General features: G+C 59.1%; 11 protein-coding genes. 9 read left to right on the forward strand and 2 right to left on the reverse strand.

Annotated features, from left to right (window positions below):
* Nucleotides 1-46 precede the first annotated feature (46 nt).
* From choW to fdhA, 9 genes are all read left to right on the forward strand, one after another.
* Nucleotides 47-895: a choline ABC transporter permease subunit gene (choW, locus tag KP808_RS23430; protein ID WP_170846044.1), complete on the forward strand. Its 849-nt coding sequence runs from the start codon at nt 47-49 to the stop codon at nt 893-895.
* The gene (choV, locus tag KP808_RS23435) at nt 892-2,070 is read left to right on the forward strand and encodes a choline ABC transporter ATP-binding protein (RefSeq protein ID WP_230017020.1); all 1,179 of its coding nucleotides are present in this window, start codon (nt 892-894) and stop codon (nt 2,068-2,070) included. The genes choW and choV overlap by 4 nt, the downstream gene beginning before the upstream one ends.
* Nucleotides 2,071-2,339: 269 nt before the next feature.
* On the forward strand, nt 2,340-3,593 hold the full coding sequence (gene glyA, locus KP808_RS23440; RefSeq protein ID WP_004655925.1) for a serine hydroxymethyltransferase: 1,254 nt from the start codon (nt 2,340-2,342) through the stop codon (nt 3,591-3,593).
* 17 nt (nt 3,594-3,610) lie between these two features.
* Entirely contained in the window at nt 3,611-4,861 is a 1,251-nt protein-coding gene (locus KP808_RS23445) for a sarcosine oxidase subunit beta family protein (RefSeq protein ID WP_002555602.1), read from the forward strand.
* Nucleotides 4,862-4,876: 15 nt separating this feature from the next.
* A complete protein-coding gene (locus KP808_RS23450; RefSeq protein WP_002555603.1) occupies nt 4,877-5,173 on the forward strand; it encodes a sarcosine oxidase subunit delta in 297 nt (98 codons plus the stop codon).
* The gene (locus KP808_RS23455; protein WP_230017021.1) at nt 5,170-8,190 is read left to right on the forward strand and encodes a sarcosine oxidase subunit alpha; all 3,021 of its coding nucleotides are present in this window, start codon (nt 5,170-5,172) and stop codon (nt 8,188-8,190) included. Before KP808_RS23450 ends, KP808_RS23455 begins: the two co-directional genes overlap by 4 nt.
* 51 nt (nt 8,191-8,241) lie before the next feature.
* Complete coding sequence (locus KP808_RS23460) at nt 8,242-8,874, forward strand: sarcosine oxidase subunit gamma (protein ID WP_230017022.1); 633 nt, start codon at nt 8,242-8,244, stop codon at nt 8,872-8,874.
* A 175-nt stretch (nt 8,875-9,049) separates the two neighbouring features.
* Nucleotides 9,050-9,907 (forward strand): formyltetrahydrofolate deformylase, encoded by an 858-nt coding sequence (gene purU, locus KP808_RS23465; protein WP_003432560.1) that lies wholly within the window; start codon nt 9,050-9,052, stop codon nt 9,905-9,907.
* Nucleotides 9,908-9,956: 49 nt separating this feature from the next.
* Nucleotides 9,957-11,156 (forward strand): formaldehyde dehydrogenase, glutathione-independent, encoded by a 1,200-nt coding sequence (gene fdhA / locus KP808_RS23470; protein WP_058408302.1) that lies wholly within the window; start codon nt 9,957-9,959, stop codon nt 11,154-11,156.
* Nucleotides 11,157-11,222: 66 nt separating this feature from the next.
* Here fdhA and KP808_RS23475 read toward each other — a convergent pair whose 3' ends face one another.
* Both KP808_RS23475 and KP808_RS23480 read right to left on the reverse strand, forming a co-directional pair.
* The gene (locus KP808_RS23475) at nt 11,223-12,230 is read right to left on the reverse strand and encodes an RHS repeat-associated core domain-containing protein (protein WP_230017023.1); all 1,008 of its coding nucleotides are present in this window, start codon (nt 12,228-12,230) and stop codon (nt 11,223-11,225) included.
* A gap of 422 nt (nt 12,231-12,652) precedes the next feature.
* Nucleotides 12,653-13,624, reverse strand: coding sequence for an RHS repeat-associated core domain-containing protein (locus tag KP808_RS23480; RefSeq protein WP_230017024.1), 972 nt, complete (start codon nt 13,622-13,624; stop codon nt 12,653-12,655).
* Nucleotides 13,625-13,715 lie beyond the last annotated feature (91 nt).

A 13,715-nucleotide genomic window follows, 5' to 3' on the forward strand; every position in this document is an offset into this window, starting at 1 on the left:
TGACCCGCCTGCTGCCCTCTTCACCTTCCGCAAGCGGACACCCGAAATCATGCTGACTGACCATAAAATCCCTCTGGGCGAGTACATCGCCGCATTTGTCGATTGGTTGACGGCCAACGGCGCCGACTACTTCGACGCGATTGCCTCGACACTGGAAATGATGATCCACGGGTTCACTTTCGCGCTGACCTGGTTCAATCCATTCGTACTGATCGGCCTTATCGCCGCCCTCGCGCACTTCATCCAGCGCAAGTGGGGCCTGACGGTTTTCGTCATCCTTTCGTTTCTGCTGATCCTCAACCTGCACTACTGGCAGGAAACCATGGAAACCCTGGCGCAGGTGCTCTTCGCCACGCTGGTCTGTGTTGTCATCGGCGTGCCGCTGGGCATCATTGCCGCGCACAAGCCGCTGTTCTACACCATCATCCGGCCGTTGCTCGATCTGATGCAGACTGTTCCCACGTTCGTCTATCTGATCCCGACCCTTACGCTGTTCGGTCTGGGCGTGGTGCCCGGCCTGATCTCGACCGTGGTCTTCGCCATTGCTGCACCGATTCGCCTGACGTATCTGGGCATCCGCGATGTACCCCAGGAATTGCTGGACGCAGGCAAGGCCTTCGGCTCGTCGCGCCGCCAGTTGCTGACCCGCATCGAACTGCCCTACGCCATGCCCAGCATCGCTGCCGGGATTACCCAGTGCATCATGCTGTCGTTGTCGATGGTGGTCATCGCGGCCCTGGTCGGCGCCGACGGCCTGGGCAAGCCAGTGGTCAACGCGCTGAACACGGCCGACATCGCGCTCGGTTTCGAAGCCGGTCTGGCAATCGTATTGCTGGCCATCATGCTCGACCGTATCTGCAAACAACCCGAAGCCAAGGTAGGGTCCGACGCATGAGTATCATCAAATTCGACAAGGTAGACGTCATCTTCTCCAAGGACCCGCGTGAAGCCCTCAAGCTGCTGGATGAAGGCCTCACGCGTGACCAGATTCTGAAGAAAACCGGGCAGATCGTCGGCGTCGAGAACGCCAGTCTGGACATCGAGAAAGGCGAAATCTGCGTGTTGATGGGCTTGTCCGGCTCGGGTAAATCCAGCCTGTTGCGCTGCATCAACGGTCTCAATACCGTCAGCCGTGGCTCGTTGTTCGTCGAGCATGAAGGCTCGCAGATCAACATCGCCAACTGCAGCGCGGCCGAGCTGAAAATGATGCGCACCAAACGCATTGCGATGGTCTTTCAGAAGTTCGCCCTGATGCCTTGGCTGACAGTACGCGAGAACATCAGCTTCGGCCTGGAAATGCAGGGTCGCCCGGAAAAGGAACGACGCAAGCTGGTCGATGAAAAGCTCGAGCTGGTGGGCCTGACCCAGTGGCGCAACAAGAAACCGGACGAGCTGTCCGGCGGCATGCAGCAGCGAGTGGGGCTGGCCCGCGCACTGGCAATGGATGCCGACATCCTGTTGATGGACGAGCCGTTTTCGGCGCTCGACCCGCTGATCCGCCAGGGTTTGCAGGACGAACTGCTCGCCCTGCAAACCAAGCTGAGCAAGACCATTGTGTTCGTCAGCCACGACCTGGATGAAGCCCTGAAGCTCGGCAGCCGGATCGCCATCATGAAAGACGGCCGCATCGTTCAGTACAGCGTGCCGGAACAGATCGTCCTCAACCCGGCAGATGAATACGTTCGTACCTTCGTTGCGCATACCAACCCACTGAACGTGCTGTGTGGTCGCAGCCTGATGCGCACGGTCGATGAGTGCACGCACGTCAACGGCTCGGTGTGTCTGGACCCGAGCGGCGACTCATGGCTCGACCTGGCCGAAGGCAATGTGATCAAGGGCGCACGGCAAGGTGCCACGCCCCTCGATCTGCAGAACTGGACCCCCGGCCAGGACGTCGGCACGCTGGACCGTCGCCCTACCCTGGTGCACTCCAACATCGGCATGCGCGACGCATTGCAGATCCGCTACCAGACCGGCAACAAGCTGGTCCTGCAGGATGGCAATAAAGTGGTCGGCATTCTCGGGGATACCGAGCTGTATCACGCGCTGCTGGGCAAAAACCACGGCTAAGGCCTGAACGTTAGCGCCTGAAACCGACAAGCCCGCTCCCCTGCGCTGGAATCAATCCAGCCGGGAGCGGGCTTTTTCGTTTACGGCCTCGTCACCGCGCAACGCCTCTTCTGCTATTTCCGTTCCCTTGGCCCCCATGTCGTAAACGCACCTTTGTGTGGCGTCCATAGGCATTTGGCGACTTCGGTCCGGCCCTACCATCGCTCTCAGAGGGCTCTGTTCGGCCCTAACGACAAGTCAGGCGCCGCGCCGCCGCTGGGAGATCCGCGATGTTCAGCAAGCAAGACCAGATCCAGGGTTATGACGACGCACTGTTGTCGGCAATGAACGCCGAGGAGCAGCGTCAGGAAGACCATATCGAGCTGATCGCCTCGGAGAACTACACCAGCAAGCGCGTGATGCAGGCGCAGGGCAGCGGCCTGACCAACAAGTACGCAGAGGGCTATCCCGGCAAGCGTTACTACGGCGGCTGCGAGCACGTCGACAAGGTCGAGCAACTGGCCATCGAGCGCGCCAAACAGCTGTTCGGCGCCGATTACGCCAACGTCCAGCCACACTCCGGCAGCCAGGCCAACGCAGCGGTCTATCTGGCGTTGCTGCAAGCAGGCGACACTGTATTGGGCATGAGCCTGGCGCACGGCGGTCATCTGACCCACGGTGCCAAGGTCAGCTTCTCGGGCAAACTCTACAACGCCGTGCAGTACGGCATCGACACCACCACCGGGCTGATCGATTACGACGAAGTCGAACGTATCGCCGTCGAATGCCAGCCGAAAATGATCATTGCCGGTTTCTCGGCCTATTCCAAGACGCTGGATTTTCCGCGTTTTCGTGAAATCGCCGACAAGGTAGGTGCCTACCTGTTCGTCGACATGGCGCACGTTGCAGGTCTGGTGGCTGCCGGTCTGTATCCGAACCCGCTGCCGTATGCCGATGTGGTCACCACCACTACGCACAAGACACTGCGTGGCCCACGCGGCGGTCTGATTCTCGCCAAGGCCAACGAAGAGCTGGAGAAGAAATTCAATTCCGCCGTCTTCCCGGGCGGTCAGGGCGGCCCGCTGATGCACGTTATCGCCGCCAAGGCCGTGTGCTTCAAGGAAGCGATGGAGCCAGGTTTCAAGGCTTATCAACAGCAGGTCATCGACAACGCGCAAGCGATGGCGCAGGTATTCATCGACCGCGGTTTTGATGTGGTTTCAGGCGGGACCGACAACCATTTGTTTCTGGTCAGCCTGATTCGTCAGGGCCTGACCGGCAAGGACGCCGACGCCGCTCTGGGCCGTGCGCACATCACGGTCAACAAGAACTCGGTGCCCAACGACCCGCAGTCGCCGTTCGTGACCTCCGGCCTGCGCATCGGCACGCCGGCCGTCACCACCCGCGGCTTCAAGGTGACCCAATGCGTCGAGCTGGCGGGCTGGATCTGCGACATTCTCGATAACCTCGGTGATGCCGATGTCGAGGCCAACGTCGCCAGCCAGGTAGCAGCTCTGTGCGCCGATTTCCCGGTTTATCGCTGAGTCAGGAGTAGCCTTACATGCAGCATTACTCAGGCTTCGGCCTTCTCAAGCATTCCCTCAGCCATCACGAAAACTGGCAGCGCATGTGGCGCACGCCGACCCCGAAAAAGGTCTACGACGTGGTCATCGTCGGCGGTGGCGGGCACGGTCTGGCGACTGCCTACTATCTGGCCAAGGAGCACGGCATCACCAATGTGGCCGTGGTCGAGAAAGGCTGGCTGGGCGGCGGCAACACCGCACGTAACACCACCATCGTACGCTCCAACTACCTGTGGGACGAGTCGGCCCACCTTTATGAGCACGCGATGAAACTGTGGGAAGGCCTGTCTCAGGACCTGAACTACAACGTCATGTTTTCCCAGCGCGGCGTCTACAACCTGTGCCACACCTTGCAGGACATGCGCGACTCCGAGCGGCGTGTCAGCGCCAACCGCCTGAACGGTGTAGATGGCGAACTGCTCAACGGCAAGCAGGTCGCTGAGGAAATCCCATACCTGGACTGCTCGAAAAACACCCGTTACCCGATCATCGGCGCAACCGTTCAACGCCGTGGCGGCGTGGCCCGTCACGACGCAGTGGCCTGGGGCTTCGCGCGTGCCGCCGACGCCTTGGGCGTGGACCTTATCCAGCAGACCGAAGTCATCGGCTTTCGCAAGGAAAACGGCGTGTGCATCGGCGTCGAAACAAACAAGGGTTTCATCGGTGCCAAACGTGTCGGCGTGGTAACCGCCGGTAACTCCGGGCACATGGCCAAACTGGCGGGCTTTCGTCTGCCGATCGAGTCACACCCTTTGCAGGCACTGGTCTCCGAGCCGATCAAGCCGATTATCGACAGCGTCATCATGTCCAACGCCGTGCACGGCTACATCAGTCAGTCCGACAAGGGCGACCTGGTGATCGGTGCCGGTATCGACAGCTGGGTCGGTTACGGCCAGCGTGGCTCATACCCGGTTATCGAACACACTATTCAGGCCATCGTCGAGATGTTCCCGGTACTGTCGCGTGTGCGCATGAACCGTCAGTGGGGCGGCATCGTCGACACCACGCCGGACGCCTGCCCGATCATTTCCAAGACGCCGGTGCCGAACATGTTCTTCAACTGCGGCTGGGGCACAGGCGGCTTCAAGGCCACGCCGGGCTCGGGCAACGTGTTTGCCGCCAGTCTGGCCAAAGGCGAAATGCACCCGCTGGCCAAACCGTTCTCCATCGACCGTTTCCACAACGGCGCGCTCATCGACGAACACGGCGCTGCAGCCGTAGCCCACTAACAGGAGAACCCGACCATGCTGCATATCTTCTGTCCTCACTGTGGCGAACTGCGCTCCGAAGAGGAATTCCACCCGTCCGGTCAGGCGCATATCCCGCGCCCGCTGGACCCCGGTGCCTGCACCGATGAGCAATGGGGCGACTACATGTTCTTTCGCGATAACCCCCGCGGCCTGCACCACGAGCTGTGGATACACGCTGCCGGTTGCCGCCAGTACTTCAACATGACGCGCAATACCGTGACCTACGAGATTCTCGAAACCTATCCGATTGGTACGAAGCCGCAGTTCACGGATCAGGGAGACAAGGTATGAGCCAGACCCAGCGCCTGCCCAACGGCGGCCGTATCAATCGCAGCAAGGTGCTCAACTTCACCTTCAACGGCCAGACCTATCAGGGCTTTGAAGGCGACTCGCTGGCCTCTGCCCTGCTGGCCAACGGCGTCGATATCATCGGCCGCAGCTTCAAATATTCCCGCCCGCGCGGCATCTTCGCAGCGGGTTCGGAAGAGCCAAACGCCGTGTTGCAGATCGGCGCGACCGAAGCGACGCAAATCCCCAACGTGCGCGCCACGCAACAAGCGCTCTATGCGGGACTGGTAGCCACCAGCACCAACGGCTGGCCAAGCGTGAACACCGACGTCATGGGCATTCTGGGCAAGGTTGGCGGCAAGCTGATGCCACCGGGCTTCTACTACAAAACCTTCATGTACCCGCAATCGTTCTGGATGACTTACGAGAAGTACATCCGCAAGGCAGCGGGCCTGGGGCGCTCGCCGACCGAGAACGATCCGGACAGCTACGACGCGATGAACCAGCACTGTGACGTGCTGATCGTCGGCGCAGGCCCTGCCGGTCTGGCCGCCGCGCTGGCTGCGGGCCGCAGTGGTGCCCGGGTGATCGTTGCGGATGAACAGGAAGAGTTCGGCGGCAGCCTGCTCGACAGCCGTGAAAGTCTCGATGGCAAACCCGCTGCCGAATGGGTGGCTACGGTGGTCGCCGAGCTGAAAAGCCTGCGCAACGTGACATTGCTGCCGCGCGCCACGGTCAACGGCTACCACGATCACAATTTCCTGACCATTCACGAACGTCTGACCGATCACCTCGGTGATCGCGCCCCTATCGGCATGGTTCGCCAACGCATGCACCGGGTACGCGCCAAGCGTGTGGTGCTGGCTGCCGGCACTCACGAGCGCCCGCTGGTTTACGGCAACAACGATGTGCCGGGAAACATGCTGGCCGGCGCCGTTTCGACCTATGTCCGGCGTTACGGCGTAGCGCCGGGAAAAAAACTGGTGCTGTCCACGAACAACGACCATGCCTACCGCGTTGCGCTGGACTGGCTCGACGCCAGCCTGCATGTGGTTGCGATTGCCGATGCGCGGCACAACCCGCGCGGCCCGCTGGTTGAGGAAGCCCGTGCCAAAGGCATTCGCATCCTGACCGGCAGCGCAGTGATTGAAGCGCGTGGCAGCAAACGCGTGACAGCTGCCCGCGTCGCCGCCATCGACGTCAAGGCGCACACCGTCACCAGCCCCGGCGAATGGCTTGAATGCGATCTGGTGGCCAGTTCCGGCGGCTACAGCCCGATTGTGCACTTGGCCTCGCACTTGGGTGGCAAGCCGGTATGGCGTGAGGACATCCTCGGGTTTGTACCGGGCGAAGCACCGCAGAAACGTATCTGCGTAGGCGGCGTCAACGGCGTCTACAGTCTGGCTGACAGTCTGGCCGATGGTTTCGAAGGCGGCGTGCGCGCTGCCAGTGAAGCAGGCTTCAAGGTTGTTGAAGGCGTGATGCCCAAAGCCCTCAGCCGTACGGAAGAGCCGACGCTGGCGCTGTTTCAGGTGCCGCACGAGAAAGGCACCGCTCGGGCACCCAAGCAATTCGTCGATCTGCAGAACGACGTGACCGCTGCCGCCATCGAGCTGGCGACCCGCGAAGGTTTCGAGTCGGTCGAGCACGTAAAACGCTACACCGCGCTGGGTTTCGGTACCGATCAGGGCAAGCTGGGCAACGTCAACGGTCTGGCCATCGCCGCGCGTTCGTTGAACGTGTCGATCCCGGAAATGGGCACCACCATGTTCCGCCCCAACTACACGCCGGTCACGTTCGGCGCGATAGCCGGGCGTCATTGCAAACACATCTTCGAACCCGTGCGTTTCACTGCGCTGCACGCCTGGCATGTCAAAAACGGTGCCGAATTCGAAGACGTCGGCCAGTGGAAACGGCCGTGGTACTTTCCGAAAAACGGTGAAGACCTGCCCGCAGCCGTCGCTCGCGAATGCAAGGCTGTGCGCGACAGCGTGGGTCTGCTGGACGCTTCGACGCTGGGCAAGATCGACATTCAAGGCCCGGATGCCCGCGAATTCCTCAACCGCATCTACACCAACGCGTGGACCAAACTGGACGTGGGCAAGGCTCGCTACGGCCTGATGTGCAAGGAAGACGGCATGGTCTTCGATGACGGCGTGACTGCCTGCCTTGCCGACAACCACTTCCTGATGACTACCACCACAGGCGGCGCTGCACGCGTCCTGCAATGGCTGGAAATCTATCAGCAGACCGAATGGCCGGACCTGAAAGTGTATTTCACCTCAGTGACCGATCACTGGGCGACCCTGACGCTGTCCGGCCCCAACAGCCGCAAGCTGCTCAGCGAAGTCACCGATATCGATCTGGGCCGTGAAGCCTTCCCGTTCATGACCTGGAAGGAAGGTCTGGTCGCCGGTGTGCCGGCACGCGTATTCCGTATCTCGTTTACCGGTGAGCTGTCTTACGAGGTCAACATTCAGGCCGATTACGCCATGGGCGTTCTGGAAAAGATCGCCGAGGCAGGCAAACAGTACAACCTGACGCCTTACGGCACTGAAACCATGCACGTACTGCGCGCCGAAAAGGGCTTCATCATCGTCGGTCAGGACACCGACGGCTCGATGACCCCGGACGACCTGAACATGGGCTGGTGTGTCGGCCGGACCAAGCCATTCTCCTGGATCGGCTGGCGCGGTATGAATCGCGAAGACTGTGTACGCGAACAACGCAAGCAACTGGTCGGCCTCAAGCCTGTCGACCCGACCAAATGGCTGCCAGAGGGTGCGCAACTGGTGTTCGACACCAAACAGACCATCCCGATGAGCATGGTCGGTCACGTGACCTCCAGCTATGCACACAACTCGCTGGGCTATTCGTTCGCGATGGGCGTGGTCAAAGGCGGCCTGGCGCGTATGGGCGAGCGGGTGTTCGCGCCTCTGGCAGACGGCAGCGTGATCGAAGCCGAGATCGTTTCCTCGGTGTTCTTCGATCCAAAGGGTGAGCGCCAGAATGTCGAGTAACACGCGGAGCGCCGATCATCAGCAGCACACAGAATTCAAGGCAGGTGATTCATGACCACAGCGAACGTTTACCAGCAGCGCCCGACCACCGATGTCAAAGCCGAGTCGCCGCTGTTCCATGCAAACCTCGACAGCCTGATCGGCAAGGGTCGCGCCAGCCCCGGCGTGTTCCTGCGCGAGAAAAAGCTGTTGGGCCATCTGACTATTCGCGGTGATGCCCACGACCAGGCCTTCGCCGCTGGCGTGCACAAGGCGCTGGGCATGGAACTGCCAGCGGCACTGATGCTGGTGGTCAACGGCGAAAGCTCACTGCAATGGCTTGGCCCGGATGAATGGCTGCTGATCGTGCCGAGTGGCGAAGAGTTTGCGGCAGAGCAAAAGCTGCGCGAGGCGCTGACCGGGCTGCATATCTCCATCATCAACGTCAGCGGCGGCCAGTCGATACTTGAACTGACCGGGCCGAAAGTGCGTCAGGTGCTGATGAAGTCCACCAGCTACGACGTGCACCCGGACAACTTCCCGGTGGGCAAGGCCGTCGGCACGGTGTTCGCCAAATCACAACTGGTGATCCGCCGCACTGGCGAAGAAACCTGGGAACTGCTGGTGCGCCGCAGCTTCTCGGATTACTGGTGGCTGTGGTTGCAGGATGCGAGCGCAGAGTACGGGCTGAGCATTCAGGCGTGAAGAGCCGGGAACCGGGGCTGAAACCGTAGCGTCGGTCTCAATGAAGACTCTTGGATTATCGTTCCCACGCTCCGCGTGGGAACGCAGTTCCGGACGCTCTGCGTCCTGCCCAAGCCTACAGGCTGGCACTGTCAGTCATATTTGCGGATAACAAATACTCTGGAGCATTGATTCAATGAGCCGCGCGCCCGATACATGGATTTTGACCGCCGACTGCCCCAGCATGCTGGGTACGGTAGACGCAGTGACGCGCTTTCTGTTCGAGCAGGGTTGCTACGTCACAGAACATCACTCCTTCGATGACCGTCTCTCGGGACGCTTCTTCATCCGTGTGGAATTTCGTCAGCCCGAGGCTTTCGACGAGCAGGCGTTCAGGGCCGGGCTGAGCGCGCGCGGTGAAACGTTCGGCATGATCTTCGAACTCACGGCGCCCAACTACCGGCCAAAAGTAGTGATCATGGTCTCGAAAGCCGATCACTGCCTCAATGACCTGCTCTACCGCCAGCGTATCAATCAACTGTCCATGGACGTGGTCGCGGTGGTGTCCAATCACCCGGATCTTGAGCCATTGGCTGGCTGGCACGGCATTCCGTACTACCATTTCCCACTGGACCCGAACGACAAGCCCGCGCAGGAAGCCAAAGTCTGGCAGGTCATTGAAGAGTCTGGTGCAGAACTGGTGATTCTTGCCCGCTACATGCAGGTCCTTTCACCCGATTTGTGCCGCAAGCTGGACGGCAAGGCGATCAACATCCACCACTCGCTGCTGCCCGGTTTCAAGGGTGCCAAGCCTTACCATCAGGCTTACAACAAGGGTGTGAAACTGGTGGGTGCCACCGCGCATTACATCAACAACGATCTGGACGAAGGCCCGATCATTGCTCAAGGCGTGGAAGTGGTTGATCACAGCCACTATCCCGAAGACCTGATTGCCAAAGGTCGAGACATCGAAGGACTGACACTGGCCCGTGCGGTCGGTTATCACATCGAACGGCGGGTGTTTCTCAACGCCAACAGGACGGTGGTTTTATAGCTGCAACGGCTTCTCTCTGCTCCACCACAATAAAAGCGAGGTGACATGTATGTCTGGTAATCGCGGTGTAGTGTATCTCGGCGCTGGCAAGGTCGAAGTGCAATCAATCCCCTTCCCGAAAATGGAAGACCCACGCGGCAAGCGCATCGAACACGGCGTGATCCTGCGCGTGGTCTCCACCAATATCTGCGGCTCTGATCAGCACATGGTGCGTGGTCGCACGACGGCGCAAACCGGGTTGGTACTCGGTCATGAAATCACCGGCGAGGTGCTGGAAGCCGGGCGCGACGTGGAACATCTGAAAGTCGGTGATCTGGTTTCTGTGCCGTTCAACGTGGCGTGCGGTCGCTGCCGCAGTTGCAAGGAACAGAACACCGGCGTCTGCCTGACGGTCAACCCGGCCCGCCCCGGCGGTGCATACGGCTACGTCGACATGGGCGACTGGGTCGGCGGTCAGGCCGAGTACGTGCTGGTGCCTTACGCTGACTTCAACCTGCTCAAACTCCCGGACCGCGACGCGGCAATGGAAAAAATCCGCGACCTGACCTGCCTGTCCGACATCCTGCCCACCGGCTACCACGGCGCAGTGACTGCCGGGGTTGGCCCTGGCAGTACGGTTTATGTTGCAGGCGCCGGCCCGGTCGGCCTGGCTGCGGCGGCGTCAGCACGCTTGCTGGGCGCTGCCGTGGTGATCGTCGGCGACGTCAACCCGACGCGTCTGGTTCATGCCAAGGCTCAGGGCTTCGAAATTGCCGACCTGTCCCAGGACACCCCTTTGCACGAGCAGATCGCTGCCCTGCTCGGCGAGCCTGAAGTGGATTGCGCCATCGACGCGGTGGGCTTTGAGGCTCGCGGCCACGGTCACGCCGGAGCACAGGCCGAAGCACCCGCCACCGTTCTCAACTCGTTGATGGGCGTGGTGCGCGTCGCAGGCAAGATCGGCATCCCCGGCCTGTACGTCACCGAAGACCCGGGAGCCGTGGACGCCGCCGCAAAAATGGGCAGCCTGAGCATTCGCTTCGGCCTGGGCTGGGCCAAATCCCACAGCTTCCATACCGGCCAGACCCCGGTCATGAAATACAACCGCCAGTTGATGCAGGCCATCATGTGGGACCGCATCAAGATCGCCGACATAGTGGGTGTCGAGGTGATCAGTCTGGATGAGGCTCCGCGGGGTTATGGCGAGTTTGATTCGGGCGTGCCGAAGAAGTTTGTGATTGATCCGCATGGGTTGTTCGGTGCTGTGTAGGCATCTAACAGCAAATGGGTTTATTGACTAATTACGTCAGCAGATTCAAGAGCGGGGAATGCTCTTTCACATCTGCTGGCGTATTAATCTTAACTCTTTTTCAGCACTAGCAATTTTAGGGGCTAATTTGTAAGAGGGTGGCGTCGATAGATCCTGAATAGGGTTAGCGAGGTTTTTCTGCGATTTCTTGTATTGTTGAACCAGATCATACTCATAAGGGAGACCATCCTCATCATACAAACTTAACGCAGTGTTTGCCTCTTTTTTCAGCTGTGTAGCCCTTTCAACATACTGACTATAAAGCTTATCGTTGGCCTTAAACTCTTTTGCAGATTTTCTATAGTCAAGACCTGCTTGTTTATTCAATTTTTTTGCAGACACACTCACTGACTTGACTTGTCGCACCGCTGCAGAGCGACTTAACTGTGGCGCACTCGCACTTAAGTTCATCCCGTCAGAACCGCGCAACACAGAACTACCAATAACGCCATCCGTAGACAAACGCCGGGAAGGCTTCATTATTTTAAAAGCTCTTAAAAGTCCCTTCATCAAGGTTGGTGTACTCCCTGTCAAGTCAACCCAATTAACCGGATCCCCCTCACAATACCCATACGCATTCACCCCACCCTCACCAAACGGGCTCAGACTGTCCGGGCTGTTGAACCTCATCAACACCGGGTTAAACGCCCGATACCCATTCCCCAGCAAATAGTGCCCCGTCACCGGGTCAACTCGCTGGCCGGTAAAGCCCGGCAGGCTTGCGGGGCCTGAAGGATGACGATGTCCGTAAGGCGTGTAGGCAAACTCCAACCCCTGAGCGGCAATCACTGACTGCTGTTGATCCGTCGCCAACAACGCGCCGTCGCGCTGATTATTTTCTGCACTCAGGCACGCCAGCAAATGCTCATCTGTGCGCATAAGCGTGTGCTGGACCTGCCCCTGAATCTGCGTAGCCAAGAGTATCTTCTGATAAAAAAGGCGAGTGCTGCCCTGCCCCGCAGCCGAACAATCGGCCAGGCGATCCAATGGATCGTAGCGGTAGACACAGAGCACGGATTGCCCGGACGAAGCCATGGTTTCACTCCTTTGAAGTCAGCCAGGGCAGCAAGTCTGGGCTGAGTCCGTGCTTCCGCACAGCTAGCAGAACTAATAGGTGCCAGGCAGAAAGGCGCTGAACACAGTCATGCCGGCGCTCAGACCGAAGCGCCCGCCATCGTGGAGTTTGATGCGGACGTGACGAAGAAATTTGTAATTAATCCGCATAAGTTGTTGGGTACGACTTGAGCACTGCAACCTTATTATCGCCTTCATGATTAAAAGCCCCCCACCTAACCTCTAACCAACCGGGTGATTGGCCTTTATCCGAATCGACTTGGCACAACGACCGGCTTGTGCAACGCGCCATTGCCATGTCGAAGTTTTTAACGACCGTTTTATAATAGTTAACATAATTAACTACAACGCGCGATACCTGCTTACCCTTGCCAGAAAATTATTCACGTTTTCGGGATCCATTGTTCCAACTTTCTAACGGCTTCACGAATATCCATTTTTTCACCTGCTATAGACACAATCGTTCGACGAGGGGGTGATGGGGAATTAACGGCCTGCCCGTTCTTGGGAGGAAGGGGTGGTGGTGGCATGTTTTTGGGAGGACGGGGTGGTTTGGGTGGGATAACACTCGATCGCGCGTTTCTGGGAGGAAGGACCGGCGGAATGCCGTTCAGCTGTCCTGTCTTGGGAGGGCGGGGTGGTGGGACAACAAATTGTGACCCATCGATAACATCAGGTGCAGACGTATGCGAGCTCACCGAGTTAGTTGAAGTAGTTACCTGTGTGGACCCGGAACGATCAAGCAACGGGGAAGATAGAGAATCCTGGCTACCTTTTCGACCAAGTAAACGCTGTTTCACACGGCTTGCTCTTTTCAAAATTTTCACTAAAAACGTTGGCCAATGTCCGCCCGGATCAACCCGATTAACCGGATCCGCCTCACAGTACCCATACGCATTCACCCCGCCCTCACCAAACGGGCTCAGACTGTCCGGGCTGTTGAACCTCATCAACACCGGGTTAAACGCCCGATACCCATTCCCTAACAAATAGTGCCCCGTCACCGGGTCAACTCGCTGGCCGGTAAAGCCCGGCAAGCTTGCGGGGCCTGAAGGATGACGATGTCCGTAAGGCGTGTAGGCAAACTCCAACCCCTGAGCGGCAATCACGGACTGCTGTTGGTCCGTCGCCAGTAACAGACAATCGTTCTGATTGTTTTCTACACTCAGGTGAGCCAGCAAATGCTCGTCCGTACGCAGAAGCGTGTGCTGTATCTGCCCCTGAATTTGCGTCGCCAAGCGATTCTGCTGATAAAAGAACCGGGCGCTCCCCTGCCCCGCAGGCGAGCAGTCGGCCAAGCGATCCGTTGCGTCGTAATGGTAAGTGCAGAGCACCACAGGGCTGGCAGAAGACATGAACATCACCTTCGGCAATCGATGATAGAACCGTAATTCTGGGCGTGTGATCTCGTGCTGCACAGCTAGCAGAAATGCTAGGGAGCCCACC

The organism is Pseudomonas savastanoi (assembly GCF_020917325.1).
GTDB lineage: Bacteria > Pseudomonadota > Gammaproteobacteria > Pseudomonadales > Pseudomonadaceae > Aquipseudomonas > Aquipseudomonas amygdali.